14 protein-coding genes are annotated in these 17,649 nt (G+C 44.4%); 11 read left to right on the forward strand and 3 right to left on the reverse strand.

Going from position 1 to position 17,649, the window contains the following annotated elements:
• Positions 1-49: 49 nt before the first annotated feature.
• The 7 genes from EKN56_RS07040 (at position 50) to EKN56_RS07070 (ending at position 9,236) form a co-directional block, all read left to right on the forward strand.
• Positions 50-700 carry a DUF4310 family protein gene (locus EKN56_RS07040; RefSeq protein ID WP_130593627.1) on the forward strand — a complete coding sequence of 217 codons (651 nt, stop codon included), beginning with the start codon at positions 50-52 and terminating at the stop codon, positions 698-700.
• 29 nt (positions 701-729) lie between these two features.
• Positions 730-1,869: an amidohydrolase/deacetylase family metallohydrolase gene (locus EKN56_RS07045; protein ID WP_130591124.1), complete on the forward strand. Its 1,140-nt coding sequence runs from the start codon at positions 730-732 to the stop codon at positions 1,867-1,869.
• Positions 1,853-2,965: a DgaE family pyridoxal phosphate-dependent ammonia lyase gene (locus tag EKN56_RS07050; protein WP_130591125.1), complete on the forward strand. Its 1,113-nt coding sequence runs from the start codon at positions 1,853-1,855 to the stop codon at positions 2,963-2,965. The genes EKN56_RS07045 and EKN56_RS07050 overlap by 17 nt, the downstream gene beginning before the upstream one ends.
• A gap of 3 nt (positions 2,966-2,968) precedes the next feature.
• A complete protein-coding gene (gene dagF, locus EKN56_RS07055) occupies positions 2,969-3,709 on the forward strand; it encodes a 2-dehydro-3-deoxy-phosphogluconate aldolase (RefSeq protein WP_130591126.1) in 741 nt (246 codons plus the stop codon).
• Between the two features lie 336 nt (positions 3,710-4,045).
• On the forward strand, positions 4,046-5,983 hold the full coding sequence (locus EKN56_RS07060; protein ID WP_130591127.1) for a BglG family transcription antiterminator: 1,938 nt from the start codon (positions 4,046-4,048) through the stop codon (positions 5,981-5,983).
• 640 nt (positions 5,984-6,623) lie between these two features.
• Positions 6,624-7,922, forward strand: a complete 1,299-nt coding sequence (dcuC, locus tag EKN56_RS07065; protein ID WP_130591128.1) for a C4-dicarboxylate transporter DcuC — start codon at positions 6,624-6,626, stop codon at positions 7,920-7,922.
• A 42-nt stretch (positions 7,923-7,964) separates the two neighbouring features.
• Positions 7,965-9,236, forward strand: coding sequence for an amidohydrolase (locus EKN56_RS07070; protein WP_130591129.1), 1,272 nt, complete (start codon positions 7,965-7,967; stop codon positions 9,234-9,236).
• 265 nt (positions 9,237-9,501) lie between these two features.
• Here EKN56_RS07070 and EKN56_RS07075 read toward each other — a convergent pair whose 3' ends face one another.
• Together EKN56_RS07075 and EKN56_RS07080 are read right to left on the reverse strand one after the other, a co-directional pair.
• A complete protein-coding gene (locus EKN56_RS07075) occupies positions 9,502-10,125 on the reverse strand; it encodes a hypothetical protein (protein ID WP_130591130.1) in 624 nt (207 codons plus the stop codon).
• 181 nt (positions 10,126-10,306) lie between these two features.
• Positions 10,307-11,068 (reverse strand): YciK family oxidoreductase, encoded by a 762-nt coding sequence (locus EKN56_RS07080; protein ID WP_130591131.1) that lies wholly within the window; start codon positions 11,066-11,068, stop codon positions 10,307-10,309.
• Positions 11,069-11,251: 183 nt separating this feature from the next.
• Here EKN56_RS07080 and sohB point away from each other — a divergent pair, with 183 nt between their 5' ends.
• Entirely contained in the window at positions 11,252-12,298 is a 1,047-nt protein-coding gene (gene sohB, locus EKN56_RS07085; RefSeq protein WP_130591132.1) for a protease SohB, read from the forward strand.
• Between the two features lie 405 nt (positions 12,299-12,703).
• Positions 12,704-13,114 (forward strand): VOC family protein, encoded by a 411-nt coding sequence (locus EKN56_RS07090; protein WP_130591133.1) that lies wholly within the window; start codon positions 12,704-12,706, stop codon positions 13,112-13,114.
• A gap of 40 nt (positions 13,115-13,154) precedes the next feature.
• Here the strand turns inward: EKN56_RS07090 and EKN56_RS07095 are convergent, their stop codons facing one another.
• Positions 13,155-13,406: a YciN family protein gene (locus EKN56_RS07095; RefSeq protein ID WP_130591134.1), complete on the reverse strand. Its 252-nt coding sequence runs from the start codon at positions 13,404-13,406 to the stop codon at positions 13,155-13,157.
• Between the two features lie 379 nt (positions 13,407-13,785).
• On the opposite strand from EKN56_RS07095, the gene topA reads away from it, so the two are divergent.
• A complete protein-coding gene (gene topA, locus EKN56_RS07100; RefSeq protein ID WP_130591135.1) occupies positions 13,786-16,374 on the forward strand; it encodes a type I DNA topoisomerase in 2,589 nt (862 codons plus the stop codon).
• Between the two features lie 244 nt (positions 16,375-16,618).
• The gene (cysB, locus tag EKN56_RS07105; RefSeq protein WP_130591136.1) at positions 16,619-17,593 is read left to right on the forward strand and encodes an HTH-type transcriptional regulator CysB; all 975 of its coding nucleotides are present in this window, start codon (positions 16,619-16,621) and stop codon (positions 17,591-17,593) included.
• Positions 17,594-17,649: the final 56 nt, after the last annotated feature.

A 17,649-nucleotide genomic window follows, 5' to 3' on the forward strand; every position in this document is an offset into this window, starting at 1 on the left:
GGTCATCATATAAATCAACGACAGTAAATGTAATTACCAGGACTTGATGATGAATACAGAATTGAAAAGTGATTTTTGGTACGCAGAGTGGACATTCCCTCTGTTTGTAGGATTGTTGTCTGCCGGTGTATTCGCCGGTACACATATGTACGTAGTACACGGCTTTGGTGCTTTTAACGAAGTGGCATTCGTTGCCATGTTACGTTCAGGTATTGATACCGGGGTTTATGGGGCAGTTGCGGCCTTTGGTGCCAGCTTCCTGTTTGCGCGGATTATCGAAGGCTCTCTGGTCGGTATTCTGGATATCGGTGGTGCGATTCAGACAGGTTTAGGTCTGGGGGTTCCGGCACTGCTACTGGCCGGTGGTTTCGACTTCCTGGTGACTAACTTCTACGCTTCGCTGGTTACTGGCATGGTGTTAGGAGTAATGGTAGGTTTACTGATTATTCTGGCGCGTAAATTTACCGTAGGACAGGGTAACTCTACCTTTGGTGCAGACGTAATGATGGGTGCGGGTAACACCTCTGGTCGTTTCCTCGGTCCTTTGATTATCCTTGCTGCCATGGCTGCATCGATTCCAATCGGTATTGGTTCTTTGATTGGTGCGCTGATCTTCTACGTATGGAAAAAACCGGTTGCTGGTGGTGCGATTCTGGGTGCTATGGTGTTCGGTTATTTCTTCCCGCTGGTAGCAGCATAAGTCATAGTTTTAATAAGTGAGCAGATATCATGAACGATTTAATCATTAAGCAGGCAAAACTTATTAATGGCGACGTGGTGGACGTGGTCATTAATGAGGGGAAAATCCGTGAAATTGGTGCGTCAGTAGGTAACGGGCTGACGGCAAAGAAACAGATCGATCTCGACGGAAAATACTATATCAGTGCTGGCTGGATTGATGCTCATACCCATTGTTATCCGGCTTCCCCCATCTATTTTGATGAGCCGGATTTAGCCGGTGCTGCCTGCGGTGTTACCACCATGATTGATGCAGGCAGCGTTGGTGCTGATGATGTCGACCATTTCTATTCTCTGGTACAAAAGGCGAAGACCAATGTTTATTCGTTTTTGAACATTGCCAGAATCGGTATCATTGCTCAAAACGAACTTTCGGATATGAGCAAAATTGACGACGAAAGCTTACAGAAGGCAATTAAACGCCATCCTGATTTCGTTGTGGGTATCAAAGCCCGAATGAGTAAGAGCGTGGTCGGTGAGAACGGTATTCTGCCGTTGATTCGCGCAAAAGAGATGCAAAAAGAGAGCGGTTTACCGCTGATGGTTCATATCGGTAATAACCCGCCTAATCTGGATGAAATTGCCGATTTACTGACCAAAGGTGACATTATCACCCATTGCTTTAACGGCAAGCCAAACCGCATCCTCGATCAGGATGGCAACCTTAAACCGGCTATTCAACGTGCATTAGCGCGCGGTGTGATCCTCGATGTAGGACACGGTGGTGAGAGTTTTAGTTTTTCTGTTGCCGAACAGGCAATGAGAATTGGTACCTATCCTGACATTATCAGTTCAGATATCTATCACAAAAACCGTATTAACGGCCCGGTATATAGTCTGGCGGCAGTAATGACTAAATTCCTGTGCATGGGTTTTAGTTTGAAACAGGTTCTTGATTGCGTCACGGTTAAAGCAGCAGATCTACTTCACCTGAAAGGAAAAGGGCATCTGAACGTTGGCTATGACGGTGATGTAACGATTTTCGATATTAAAGATGAGCGAATCGAACTTTCTGATGCAGAAGGTCAGGTAAGAATCGGCACTCAAAAATTTATTCCTATCGCGGCGATTGTTGCGGGGGAAAGTATTGCAACTAAAGAAGGTGAGTCAGAATATGCAATCAATTTATGAGAAGTATCACTTAAAGAATGTGATTAATGCTTCAGGCAGAATGACCGCATTAGGTGTTTCTACCCCTAAACCCGAAGTGGTTGATGTGGTTTCTTACGGGCTGAACCAATATTTTGAAATTAAGGATCTGGTCAATAAGACCGGCGAATATATTGCCAAACTGCTGGGCGTTGAAAACGCAGTCGTGGTGTCCTGTGCTTCTGCTGGTATTGCTCAGTCTGTTGCCGCGGTGATTGTGAAAGATGACAGCGATCTGCTGTTAAACCTGCACAGCTCCGATAAAGTTGTTCCTCGTGAAATCATTGTTCCTAAAGGGCACAACGTAAACTTTGGTGCGCCGGTTGATACCATGATTTCTCTGGGCGGCGGTAAAGTCATCGAAGCCGGTTTTGCCAATGAGTGCAGTGCAGCTCAGGTTGAAGCGAAAATTACGCCGCAAACTGCCGCTATTTTGTATATCAAATCTCACCATACGGTACAGAAAAGTATGCTGACCGTATCTGATGCCGCAGCGGTAGCTAAAAAGCATAACTTACCTTTAATCGTTGACGCAGCAGCGGAAGAAGAACTGACCGCTTATTACAATATGGGCGCGGACTTAGTTATCTACAGTGGCGCTAAAGCGATTGAAGGACCAACCAGCGGTCTGGTGATTGGTAAAAAGCAATATGTTGAATGGGTCAAGCAGCAAAGCAGCGGTATTGGACGTGCGATGAAAGTAGGTAAAGAAGGCATTCTTGGCCTGACGCTGGCAATTGAACTCTATCTGACAGCGAAAAAAGAGACCGGTCAGGAAATGGTGGAGAAAATGACCCCGTTTATTCATGACCTGAATGCGATTCCGGGTATCTCCGCCAAAGTGGTATGGGATGCCGCCGGACGCGATATCGCCAGAACGGAAATCTCTTTTGATGAGCAAGCCATTGGCAAGAATACATTCGAAATAATGAAACTGTTAAAGCAGGGCGATACCGCTATTTATTTCCGCGAATACAAAGCGAATGAAGGCAAAGTTGAGGCTGATGTGCGTAGCGTATCCGCACCGCAGTTAGATGTTATTTCTTCTTCTATTCGTAAATTGGTTACCGGAGCATAAGTAATGAAATTAAGTCCTAATTATTATAAAGATCGTGTTTGTCTTAACGTTCTGGCGGGTTCCAGAGAAAATGCCCGTGACGTGTATGCAGCTGCAGAAAAGCATGTAGTGGTTGGCGTACTGTCAAAAAACTATCCTGATTTGGCCAGCGCCATTGAAGATATGACTAAGTATGCCAATGATATCGAAAATGCGGTTTCTGTTGGTCTGGGAGCGGGTGATCCTAACCAGTCAGAAATGGTTTCTCAGATTTCAAAAGTCATTCAACCACAGCACGTCAATCAGGTATTTACCGGTGCGCCAGTCAGCCGTGCGCTACTGGGCCAAAATGAAACCGTCGTGAACGCGCTGGTTTCACCAACGGGTAAAGTAGGCTGGGTTAAGATCTCTACTGGTCCATTAAGCTCTACCTTCCCTGATGCGATCGTGCCGGTTGAAACCGCGATTGCCATGTTGAAAGACATGGGTGCCAGCTCAATTAAATTCTTTAATATGCGCGGCTTAACTTACAAAGATGAGTTTGCTTACGTTGCTAAAGCCTGTGCTGAAAATCACTTTTATCTGGAACCAACGGGTGGAATTGATTTAGAAAACTTTGAAGAGATTATGCGAATCGCTCTGGACGCCGGTGTGGAAAAAATTATCCCACACATTTATAGTTCCATCATCGATTCTGAAACCGGCAACACCCGCCCGGAAGATGTAAAAACATTACTGGCGATGGTGAAGAAGCTTGTTGGTTAATCGTTTGCTCTAATGTATTAAGAGCTAATCGTTGGGAGAGGCCGCCGTTGGGGTCGACTTGGCGTAAGCCAATGACAAGCAGGCGAAAGCCTGTTTGAACAGCGCTTGCGCTGGCCCGCAGGGTGAAACACCGTAAGGTGTTTCATAACCGCCCCTAGGCGGACTAGGCCCAACGCTCTCCGTACTTAAGTACAAACGGTCTTCCGGCCGGACTCTAAGGTAATATTAGTATATTGTTATTACGGCCGGAATATCCACCGGCGCGGATTTCAAAAGCTATTGACGACTGATTTTTATTTTTAACTACGTAGTTCATTTCAAGCAAAAGGCCTATTCGTGACGTTATTTCCCTATCAGCGACTTGCTTATCTATTTGATGCCATTCAGTCCGAAACGCTGCCACAAGAAGAGCTGGCTAAACGTTTTGACGTATCAACACGAACGATTCGTACTGATGTAGCGGCCTTAAATGATGTTCTGGCCAGCTATGGCGCAAGCGTAACTTATGAAAGGGGATTAGGTTATCGTCTGAAAGTGGATGATCCACAGGCTTTTGCTGCATTACCGATGCAGAAATATCAGGTAAAAAGCATTCCGCGCACGGCAAAAGAGCGGGTAGATGCGTTGCTGTTGAAGTTTTTGATGGCGTCTTTACCAATTAAGCTGGATGACATCGCCGAAGAATGGTTCGTCAGTCGGGGAACGCTACAGCATGATATGACGTCGGTAAGGGAACAGTTAAGCAAATATCAGTTAACGCTGGATACAGTACCTCGCCAGGGTATCAAACTGACGGGTGGTGAGTCGGCTATTCGTGCCTGTATTACCGATATTTTGTGGCATCAGTTCTCTATGGAAAACGAACGCTCGCTGAATAACTTTAAGCAAGAAATTCTGGCCAATATCGATCTGACCTATATTGAAAAAGTGCTACAAAACAGCGTTAACCGCTTTGATATTCGTCTGACCAATGAAGGGCGTCAGTATCTGATTATTAACTGTGCCGTCTCTATTTTACGTATTACTCGCGGTCATGAAATTGTTAGCTATGACGCAGAAGGTATTGATGGCGTGATTAGAAGCACCGCCAGTGAAATTTCTAAAGGTTTCGTCTATTTTCTGGGAAATGATGTTTCGTTTGCCGAAGAGGAGTATCTGAGCGTACAGATCTCTGCCCGCCGCATTCCTAATAATGTCGCGTCAGCGAAGCCAGAGAGCGAAAGTAACAGTGATGAGTTAGTGGATTATATCCTTACCTATATCAATGACTCTTATAATTACGATTTACGTAATGATACCAAGCTAAAAACCGATCTTTCGACCCATCTGGCGGCAATGTTGACCCGTGTACGCTATCAAATTAATAGCAAAAACCCGCTGCTGTCAGATATTAAACAATATTATCCCTTCGCCTATGACGTTACGCTGAGTGCAATGGCTAATGTTGAACATAAACTGCCTTATCCTATCAGTGAGGATGAACTGGGATATTTAGCCGTACACATTGGCGTTGGTCTGGAACGTAATTACAGCGTGGGATATACCCGCCATCCTCACGCTTTAGTGGTGACGGACTCTGGTAATTCAACCGTCAGAATGATTGAAGCTAAAATCGTACGGGAGTTTCCTCAGCTTAAGTTAAGTCGGGTCATCGATCTACAAGAGTACGAAGGCCTGGTGTCAGTGGATGAAGACTTTGTTATCACCACGGTCAGGCTAACGGAAAAAGATAAACCGATTGTGAAAATAGCGCCGTTCCCAACGCCATATCAGTTAGAACAGGTAGGGCGACTGGCTATGATAGACCGAACCAAACCTTATATTCTTGAGCGTTTCTTTGATGAACGACACTTTATGATTGTTAAAGGCAAAATGACTCAGGAAGCCTTGTTTAAGCGAGTGTGTAAAAAGCTTGAGGCTGATGGCTATATCACCAAGGAATTTTATCCTTCATTAGTCGAACGGGAATCTATTGTTTCAACGTTGTTGGGTGAGGGGATTGCATTACCACACTCGCTGGGCCTGCTGGCTAATAAGACGGTAGTTGTTACTATACTGGCACCCAACGGTATTGAATGGAATAAGGATAAGAAAGAGACCGCCAATGTGATATTCCTGCTGGCAATCAGTAAGGCAGAGTATGAAGAAGCGATGGCGATTTACGATTTATTTGTCACTTTTGTGCGGGAAAAAGCCACCAAAAGGCTACTGAATAGTAAGAGCTTTAATGACTTTCAGGTGATTGCTAAAGATAGCCTTGGTCGAAGCGTATAGTGTTGCCCTTATTATTACTAAAAGTGTGTTGAAATATTGTTGAATCAGTTGATTAACTGCATGATTAACTAATTTCATCGGCTATGAGTATTATTCTATCTATTTGTAATATGAATAATATTAATAACTATTCTCGATAGAGAATAAACCATGAAATCATCATGGTTATTGTGGTTGTTGCTCACTTTCTGTTAATTCGTTATCAAACATTAAAACTAATAATGCTGTAAAATTGTACACAATCCCATCATGGTGGCTATTTACTGATGATAAAAAACCTATATGTTATAGACATGTTGTAGTCATCAGTCCAAGCATAATTAGCTGATCTTTATTCTTTTAATATTAAATTACATATGCTTAATAATAAATGATAACCACGCTTACGTTATTCAAAATAAGCTAATCATTTACATCTTTGATACACATACTCTTTTTAGTTATTCAATTTCTTTTTTTTTGACATCCATCAACGATATCAACGGGTCAGTTGCTATAGTGCAGTAGTGCGGAAATAGAGTTTTGAGATTATAGTTTATTTGTACCAAGTCTTAGGTAATTATAGATCTGATATATTTGTAATTAGGTGTGGAAGCAATCAAGCGATTGCAATTTTAATAAAGCAGATGGTGAGTATAATATGCTACAAATAATTTCCCTAGTGGTTGTCGCAATCACTATTTATTTACTGATAAAACAGTATGAAACGCGGATGGTGCTAATCGGCTCCGGCTTGGTAATGTGTCTGTTAGCACTGACACCAATGGCGGGTCTGGACGCATTCAGTGAACGTATGACCTCAGGTAGTCTGATTCAGGCAATCTGTGCGAGTATGGGTTTTGCTTACGTGATGAAGTACACCGAGTGTGATACCCATCTGGTACGTACGTTAACCGGCATGATGAGCCGTATGGGTTTCTTCCTGATCCCAATGACGGTGGTTGTAACCTATATAATAAATATTGCAATTCCTTCTGCAGCCGGGTGTGCGGCAGCGGTAGGGGCAACGTTAATTCCATTACTGATTGGTGCTCGTATCCACCCAGCCATTGCTGGTGCAGCAGTACTGAGTGGTACCATCGGTTCTTTCTTAAGCCCGGGTATGTCGCATAATGCCTTTGTATTTAATCTGTATAATGAAGTAATGATTGGTACTAAAGATTTCAAAGAAATGAACGTGATGGATCTTATTAAACATCATGCGCCAATCAGTATTGCAGTGGGTATTATTGGTGCCGTTTCTTTGTCAGTTGTTGCTCTGGTTCGTAAAGAGTTCCGCGTTGAATTAGCTGATGGCGCAGCGCAAGGCGCTGAAGTGAAAGAGAAACCAAAAGCTAACTACCTGTATGCTACCGCTCCATTTGTTCCATTAGTGCTGCTGTTGATTGCCGGTTTAACCGATTGGTTCGGTACTGTTAAAATGACCGTACCATCAGCAATGGTTATTGGCGCAATATATGCATTGATCATTACCCGCTGCAATCCTACCACTATGACCAAACAATTCTTCAGCGGTATGGGAAATGCGTACGGTGACGTTCTGGGTATCATCATTGCAGCCGCCGTGTTTGCGGCAGGTCTGAAAGTATCTGGCTTAATCGACAGCTTCATTTTCTTCCTGACTCACCATCCTGAGCTGGCTCGTTGGGGCGGTACTATTGGTCCATTCCTGATGGGTATCATTACCGGTTCTGGTGATGCTGCGGCATTAGCCTTTAACGAAACCGTTACTCGTCATGCAGCGGATCTGGGATATACCATTCCTGACCTGGGTATGGCGGCGGCTATTGCTGGCGCATTAGGCCGTACTATGTCACCAATCGCTGGTGTAACTATCGTTTGTGCTGGTTTAGCAGCAGCAAACCCAGTTGAGCTAATCAAACGTACTGCTCCTGGTATGCTTATCGCTGTATGTTTCGTAGCTCTGTTTATGTTGTAAACCGTTATGCAGTAATTATCAGATAATAAGGAAGGAAGAGTAATGTCGACTATTGATTTAAACCAATTAGTAACATGGCGTCGTGAACTTCACCGTTTTCCTGAAATCGGTTGGTCCGAATTTACTACTACGGCACGTTTAATTACTGAATTACGCAAGATGGGGCTGGAAGTTATCGCTGGTCCAAAAGTTATTAATCGTGAGTTTGTCCGTGGTCGTAAAGCTGACGTAGTAACACGTGGGCTGGAGCTGGCTAGAGAAAGAGGCGTTGACGAAGCACTGTTAGCTGAGATGGATGAATTAACCGGCTGTATGGCAACATTTGACAGTGGTAAACCTGGTCCGACAGTTGCTCTGCGTTTTGATATTGACTGCGTTAACGTGCAGGAGTGTGCTGCGGGTGAGCACGTTCCTAATAAAGAGGGCTTTTCATCGAAAAGCGCTGGTCTGATGCACGCATGTGGCCATGATGGCCACATGTCCATCGGTTTAGGCATTGCCAAATGGTTAGTTGAGAATGGCAGTTCACTGAGTGGTAAAGTGAAATTACTATTCCAACCGGCTGAAGAGGGCGTTCGTGGTGCAAGACCAATGGCGGAAAGCGGTATCGTAGACGATGCCGATTACTTCCTGGGTATGCACCTCGGTTTTATTGCTAAAACCGGTGAGATCGTTGTTAATCCAAATAGCTTCCTTTGCACTACCAAGTATGATTTCCGTTTTTACGGTGCACCCGCGCATGCTGGTGCAGAGCCTCATTTAGGTCGTAATGCACTGGCAGGTGCCTGCCACGCTGCAACTCAAATGTTAGGTATTTCCCGTCATGGTAAAGGTATGTCCCGCATTAACGTGGGCGTTATCCGTGCCGGTGAAGGCCGTAACGTCGTTCCAGCTTATGGCGAGCTTCAGGTTGAGGTTCGTGGTGAAGATGAATCCATTAACACCTACATGGCTGAACAAGTAGAGCGTATGGCTGCCGGTGCGGCTCATAGCTTTGACTTACGTTTAGAAAGCGAAGTCATGGGTGAAGCGGTTGATCTGCAAAACGATAAAGAGCTGGTCGATCTGTTAACCAGCGTTGTGCAGCAAAATCCTGAACTGACCGTAGTACCAGAGCGTATCTTTGGCGGTAGTGAAGATGCGACCGTACTGGCTAAACGCGTTCAGCGTCATGGTGGTAAGTCACTGTACTTTATTGTGGGTGCGGACCTGAAAGCAGGCCATCATCAGGCAGAGTTTGACTTTGACGAGAAACAGCTGGAAACCGCTGCAAATCTGTTCATTGGCTGCCTGCAAAAACTGATGACTAAATAAACATCGTATTGATGTGATTAAAAAGCCGCCTTGCAGAAGCAATATGATTCTCTTAATCTTTTAGAGAAAAGATAGGCAACAAGGCGGAATTTGAAGCACCGAAGTTTTATATCTTCGGTGCTTTATTTTTGGTAATTCAGAATGTTACAGAGACAAAAAGACCGGAATTATTTTGTTGATTCTGGTCTTTTTACTGGCAAGATTGTTCAATAGTTTTAATTTGTAGTATTACATTTCATTGTTATTTATTGTTAGTAAAGCATATTTACATTATGGCCCCGCCTTTTTGATACCATGGATGCTGGCCAGGACAATTTTTTATATTCAACTCCTTAACTGGTTGCAACGTTTTTCTACCTGTTCCGTCATCAATGATTTGATAAACTTTCATAAATTTACTGATTGGTTCTACTTCATTAGAATCTACGGTAACGTAATAAAAAGCCCCAGCTTCTGGTTTAAATGTAACGACACTTTCTACCACCCCTTTTCGTGGTGAAAGATAACCAGTTTTTCCGGTAGCTCCGACATAAACAGTTCTAATCGCAATGTCATACTTTGCACTAACCCAAAGCTCGATTCTATCTTTAGACATACCAGTTGCTTCAGGAACGCCAATACTTTTTCCTGCGCTGTAGGACTCACCACTACCAAACATTTGTCTGCCTAAATATCCATTTTTTTCTGACTGTAAATCAATGCAACCCATGGTTTCTGGATAAATACGTATTGGATCATTATTAGATAAAATACCATCCTTATGAACATCAAAGGCAATGCCAACTCTGTCGCTACCTTCATAGTCAGTGAGTGCTTTGTTATGCTGAGATACCATTGAACAACCAGATAAAAGAATAGAACCAATTATTAATCCGATGATTTTTTTCAATTATTAATTCCTTATATATTAAATAATTATCTTAAATTAACTCGCTCTTGATTAAGCATCTTATCTAAATTTCGAATTTTGTTATGATGTTTACCTTACTGCAAGGTATATTTTTCATAGTAGAAAGCCCTGCACTTTGGTGTCAGGGCTTTCTATCATTTACTTGAAATGATTTAACTAGTTATTTTGCTGCACCGGGAACCCGATTAGGTTGCGCATCAAAGCTGACGCCAGATTCATTGCTGCTGTCGTCTCCCATGACGTACAGGTAGGTTGGCATAATATCAGCGGGAGTTTTTAGCAGACCGGGATCTTCTTGCGGGAAAGCCGAAGCCCTCATACTGGTGCGGGTTCCTCCCGGGTTAATGCAGTTAACTCGCAGTGAAGTCCCCTGATATTCGTCCGCCAGCACCTGCATCAGGCCTTCGGTAGCAAATTTCGATACCGAGTAAGCTCCCCATCCACGGCGACCTTTACGGCCCACGCCAGAGCTGCTGAAGACCAGTGATGCTTTAGGGGATTTGAGCAATAGCGGTAATAATGCCTGTGTAAGCATAAAACCGGCATTGACGTTTACCTGCATAACCTGCTGCCAGAGCTCTGGATCCTGGGTGCTAATTGGGGCAATTTCCCCTAGCAGGCCAGCACTGTGTAATAACCCGTCCAGACGTTCAATTTTATTGGCTATGCTTTCTGCCAGGGCCTGATAGTCGCTGGTTTTTGCCGTTAGTAAATCAAAAGGAAAAATTAACACAGGATGGCTGCCCTGAACGGCAATTTCTTGCTGTACATGTTTCAATTTAGCTTCGCTACGGCCAAGTAATAGTAACTGAGCACCATAGCGGGCGTAGGTTAGCGCCGCCTCTTTGCCAATACCGTCACTGGCTCCGGTTATCATGATAATTTTGTTATTCAGTAAATTGGACGGTGGTTGGTAGTGCATAGTCTCTCCTTACGGTATATTTGTCGGCATCACGAACTAGGTGACAAGGTATAGCGAATACAGAATTGTAGCGTTTAAACAAACTTTTGCATGAGTAGCGAAAGTAAATAGCTATACTTGATGGGTTATTGTTCATCATATTAGTTCATTGCGAGTTTGGTTCAACTATATAGGAATATGTCTGTGGAGTGGATTTCTCAGTATGGTCTTTTTTTAGCAAAAATTGTGACTTTTGTGGTGGTGGTTGCTGCGGCTGCATTGCTTGTAATCAGCGTAACCCAACGTAAATCTGGACGTCGCGGGGAGTTAACGCTGGTTGATTTGGGCGAGCAGTACCGCAATATGCAAGAAGATATGCAGTTTGCCCGTTTACAACCGGCTGAGCAGAAATTGTGGCATAAGGAACAAAAGAAAAAGGATAAAGCTGAGGCTAAAAAAGCAAAGCTGGCGGCTAAAAATGGCGAAAAGGAAACCCTGAAACCATGCCTTTATGTGCTGTCGTTCAAAGGCAGTATTGATGCCCATGAAGTTGAGTCTTTAAGAGAAGAAGTGTCCGCGATTCTGGCAGTTGCTAAATCGGGTGATGAAGTTCTGTTGAAACTGGAAAGTCCGGGAGGAATGGTACACGGATATGGTCTGGCGGCATCACAGTTGGATCGTTTACGTAAAGCCGGTATTCGACTGACGGCGGCGGTGGACAAGGTGGCTGCCAGCGGTGGCTATATGATGGCCTGTGTGGCTGACCACATTGTTGCTGCACCTTTTGCGGTAATTGGTTCTATCGGTGTTGTTGCTCAGTTGCCAAACTTCCATCATTTACTGAAGAAGAATGATATCGATGTGGAGCTACATACTGCCGGGGAATTTAAGCGCACACTGACATTGTTTGGTGAAAATACCGATCAGGGGCGTGAAAAATTCCGCGAAGAGCTGAATGAAACCCATCAACTGTTTAAAGACTTTGTGCGTGAACAACGCCCATCGTTGGATATCGATCAGGTTGCCACGGGAGAGCACTGGTTTGGTATTCAGGCAAAAGAGAAGGGGTTAATCGACGATATTGGTACCAGTGATGACTTGGTGATTGCTCAAATGAAAGATCGCGATGTGATGGGTGTCACCTATGCACAGCGTAAAAAGCTGATAGATCGTCTGACCGGTAGTGTTGCGGAAGGTGCTGACCGCTTGTTGTTAAGGTGGTGGCAGCGTGGGCAGAAGCCGTTAGTGTAGTTGTTGTTTTTGATTGTTTTAATTGAATTTTGAGGATATTCCGGCCGTAAAAACAAAGGGCTTATATCACCTTTGTGCTCGGCCGGAAGACCATCTGTACTCAGCATAGGAGTGCATCGGGCCTAGATTTCCTATGGGCGGTTATGAAACACCTTACGGTGTTTCACCCTGCGGGCCAGCGCAAGCGCTGTTCAAACAGGCTTTCGCCTGCTTGTCATTGGATTACGCCAAGTCGACCCCCACGGACAACGCTTTGCGTTGCCCCGAAGGGCAGGCGCCAGCCTGTAAATCTCTCCCTCTGATTGGCTTAGGTAAGAAATTTAGTTAAGAAAAAAGCGAGATGGACAGCCGCCACAACCGTTATAAACCAACTACACTGAACATACTGGATTGTGGAGGTGGTTTATGACTCAGAAAATTTTTATCAATTTAGCCGTTCAGGATTTACCTCGTTCCGTTCAATTCTTTACTCAGTTAGGGTTTAGTTTTAATCCTCAATTTACTGATGAAAATGCGACCTGCATGATTGTCAGTGATTCTATTTATGTGATGTTACTGACCCAAGCGCGTTTTAGTGATTTTGCTCCCAAAGCTATCTGTAATAGTCATGAAGCCAATGAAGTGTTGATTTGTCTCTCTTGTGAGAGTCGGGAAGCGGTAGATAGTCAGGTTGCCAGGGCGGTTAGTGCAGGTGGAAGTACTTACCGTCAGCCCGAGGATCATGGATTTATGTATGGGCATAGTTTTATCGATCCGGACGGACACGTTTGGGAATTAGTGTATATGGATATGGATATGTCACAGATGCCAGGCTAACCAGCAACCCATTTGCAGAGTTGCTGGTAACAGAACGGAATTAATCTTGCAGATGATATTTGCCGGATAACACATGAGCCAGGTGTTTAAACATATTAAATACTGCAGTGGTTTTAGGGGTGGGTAGTCCATCTTCATCCAGGAAATACTCTCCCCGAAAAACCAGTACATCGCCTTTTTGCTCTACATCGGTGGCTTCCATACCGTGAAGAAAATCCTCATGGTTGCGGATAATTTCGTTCGCTTCAGTTAGCAATGCCTGACGGGAAATAGGTGATGTTTGGTTAAGCATGAATACCTCCATTCAATTTTTACGAATGGGTTATTTTAGTCACCTGAGCTTGTCAGAGCAATGCGTTAAATGGGATGTAATAGTGCATTTTTTCCGGTTTGACAGGATGTGCTATTACCGATAAAAACGGTATCAATATGCTAATTTTGTTGCGTAGCGCTTTTTATCAGGTACAGTTATGGGCTTTCAACGGCAGAGTCAGCATGATGTTTGGTGATGTTAACTGATTGTAAGTAATATCAATATCACCCGGAATTTGGCGTTACAGGTTGAGATTCTGTATTTTCGCTACAATATAGAAGCCATGCTTTCTCATCATTTTGCTGAAAATTGAAATGTTGAGTTTCATTTAGAAGGACTAATTTAGGTAAACAATATTATGGGTAAAGCGCTCGTCATTGTGGAGTCCCCGGCTAAGGCCAAAACGATTAATAAATATTTAGGAAATGACTACGTGGTTAAGTCCAGCGTTGGTCATATCCGGGATTTGCCAACGAGTGGTTCGGTAACTAAAAGCAGCCCTGCAACAAAAGGCACCAAAGTAAAAAAGGATGCTAAACAGGCGTTGGTTAACCGAATGGGAATCGATCCCTATCATGATTGGGCAGCACATTATGAAATTTTGCCTGGTAAAGAAAAAGTCGTTGCTGAACTGAAAGCGTTAGCTGAAAAAGCCGATACCATCTATCTCGCAACCGACCTTGACCGCGAAGGGGAAGCTATAGCGTGGCACCTGCGGGAAGTTATTGGTGGTGACGATAATCGCTATCGTCGGGTTGTGTTTAACGAGATTACCAAGAATGCGATTCGTCAGGCGTTTGAAGAGCCGGGCGAACTGAATATAGACAGGGTCAATGCCCAGCAGGCGCGTCGTTTTATGGACCGCGTCGTAGGCTATATGGTTTCCCCATTATTATGGAAAAAGATTGCTCGCGGTTTATCAGCCGGTCGGGTGCAGTCTGTTGCCGTGCGTCTGGTAGTGGAGCGTGAACGCGAAATCAAAGCATTTGTTCCTGAAGAGTATTGGGAACTGCACGCCGATTTAAGTCACGGTAAAGACGTGCCACTGCAAATGCAGGTGACACATTATAATGATAAAGCGTTTAAGCCGGTTACGCGTGATGAAACTCACGCGGCGGTAGCACTGTTGGAAAAAGCGCACTACGAAGTGTTGGAGCGTGAAGATAAGCCAACCAGCAGTAAACCAAGTGCACCATTTATTACCTCTACGCTGCAACAGGCTGCCAGTACTCGCCTGGGCTTTGGGGTGAAGAAAACCATGATGATGGCTCAACGTCTGTATGAAGCCGGTCATATCACCTATATGCGTACTGACTCAACCAACCTGAGTCAGGATGCTCTGGCAATGGTTCGCGGCTATATTACCGACAATTTTGGTGATAAATATTTGCCCGAGCAGCCAAATCAATACAGCAGCAAAGAGAACTCACAGGAAGCGCACGAAGCGATTCGTCCTTCTGATGTGAATGTTCAGGCTGAGCAGCTAAAAGATATGGAAGCAGACGCACAGCGTCTGTATCAATTGATCTGGCGTCAGTTTGTCTCTTGTCAGATGACTCCGGCTAAATATGACTCTACTACGTTAACGGTCAAAGCAGGTGACTTCCTGCTTAAAGCCAAAGGGCGCACTCTGCGTTTTGATGGCTGGACGAAAGTACTGCCTGCATTACGTAAAAACGATGAGGATAAAACCTTACCGGTAATCGCAGTAGGTACTGCACTGAAGCTGGAACAGTTACTGCCAGGACAACATTTTACTAAACCACCGGCACGTTTTAGCGAAGCCTCATTGGTTAAAGAGCTGGAAAAACGCGGCATTGGTCGCCCATCTACCTATGCGTCGATTATCTCGACTATTCAGGACCGGGGCTATGTTCATACGGAAAACCGTCGTTTCTATGCGGAAAAAATGGGTGAAATCGTTACCGATCGTCTGGAAGAGAACTTCCGCGACTTAATGGATTACGATTTTACCGCTCGTATGGAAAACGACCTGGACAGCGTGGCAACCAACAAAGCTTCCTGGAAAACGGTACTGAATAATTTCTTCAGCGAGTTTAATAACCAACTGGAGAAAGCCGAGCAGGAGCCTGAAGAAGGCGGTATGCGCCCAAATCAGGTGGTGCTGACCTCTATCGATTGCCCAACCTGTAGTCGTAAAATGGGTATTCGTACCGCCAGTACCGGCGTGTTTTTAGGTTGTTCTGGTTATGCATTACCGCCGAAAGAGCGCTGTAAGCAGACGATTAACCTGATCCCTGAATCTGAAGTACTAAACGTGCTTGAAGGGGATGATGCAGAAACTAACGCATTACGTGCCCGTCATCGTTGTAAAAAATGCGGTACGGCAATGGACAGCTACCTGATCGATAATCAGCGTAAACTTCACGTCTGTGGTAATAACCCTGAGTGTGATGGTTATGAGATTGAAGAGGGTGAGTTCCGCATTAAAGGTTATGACGGTCCGGTGATTGAGTGTGAGAAATGTGGTTCTGAAATGCACCTGAAAGTAGGGCGTTTTGGTAAGTACATGGGTTGTACCAATCCGGATTGTAAAAACACCCGTAAGATTTTACGTAACGGCGATATTGCACCGCCGAAAGAGGATCCGGTTCCATTACCGGAGCTGCCTTGCGAAAAATCAGATGCTTATTTTGTGTTACGTGACGGTGCGGCAGGCGTATTCCTTGCGGCCAACACCTTCCCTAAATCTCGTGAAACACGTGCGCCAACAGTAGAAGAATTGCGTCGCTTTAAAGATCGTCTACCAGAGAAGCTTAGTTATCTGGCTGATGCCCCGGTTGCCGATCCTGAAGGTAACAAATCGATTGTTCGTTTTAGTCGTAAAACGAAACAGCAATATGTGGCATCTGAAAAGAATGGCAAGGCGACCGGTTGGTCAGTGTTTTACACCGATGGTAAGTGGGCTGAAGCACCGAAAAAGTAACGAAAGTTGCTGATTAAGTAGAATATTACTTGATATATAACGCCCTGTGTGTCATTTAACTGCAGGGCGTTTTTATTTTTCAGCCGAATGGCGCGTAAAATAAAGCCAGATTAGCTGATAGCATTTTTAACACCCTGATAAACCTTCAGTGGCGTGACGAGAGGGAAGTATTCACTGAACTCGACAAGGGAATATAACTTTTTATTTTCAGTATTGAGATACTTGTTAAGTGGTGGTGTAAAGCATGAAATTACAACAGCTTCGCTATATTGTTGAAGTGGTGAATCATAATCTTAACGTTTCTTCTACAGCCGAGCGCCTTTATACTTCGCAGCCCGGCATCAGCAAGCAAGTTCGAATGCTGGAAGATGAACTGGGCATCCAGATTTTTACCCGTAGCGGTAAACATTTAACTGAAGTAACACCCGCCGGGCAGGAAGTGGTACGTATCGCCCGTGAAGTGTTATCTAAAATAGATGCGATCAAGTCGGTTGCTGGTGAACATACTTATCCCGATCAAGGTTCTTTGTATGTTGCCACCACCCATACTCAGGCACGTTATGCATTGCCAAAATCAATTAAAACCTTTATTGAACGCTATCCTAAAGTCTCACTGCATATGCATCAGGGGTCGCCAACCCAAATAGCGGAAGCTGTATCAAAAGGTAATGCTGATTTCGCGATTGCCACGGAAGCATTACATCTGTACGAAGATTTAGTTATGTTGCCTTGCTATCACTGGAATCGGGCGATTGTTGTGAAGTCCGATCATCCATTAGCCAATAAGAAGCAAGTCAGTATTAAAGAGCTGGCTGAATATCAGTTAGTGACCTATACCTTTGGCTTTACCGGACGCTCTGAACTGGATATCGCCTTTAGTCGGGCAGGGCTAACACCAAAAATTGTGTTCACTGCCACTGACGCGGATGTGATTAAAACTTACGTTCGTTTAGGTTTAGGGGTCGGTGTATTAGCGAACATGGCGGTAGACCTTGTTGAAGACCCTGATTTGGTTGCGTTGGATGCCAGTCATATCTTCTCTCATAGTACGACTAAAATTGGTTTTCGCCGTACCACGTTCCTGCGTAGCTATATGTACAGTTTTATTGAAGGCTTTGCGCCACATTTAACTCGTGATGTGGTTGATAAAGCGGTCGCGGCGAGAACTCAGGAAGAGGTTGATACGCTGTTTAAAAATATTGAGTTACCGGTGAGATAATTTCTGAGTAACAGAACGATAAAGCCCGCCAATTGGCGGGCTTTATGTTTACTGAG

It is taken from the genome of Limnobaculum zhutongyuii, from assembly GCF_004295645.1.
In the GTDB taxonomy this organism is placed as follows: domain Bacteria; phylum Pseudomonadota; class Gammaproteobacteria; order Enterobacterales; family Enterobacteriaceae; genus Limnobaculum; species Limnobaculum zhutongyuii.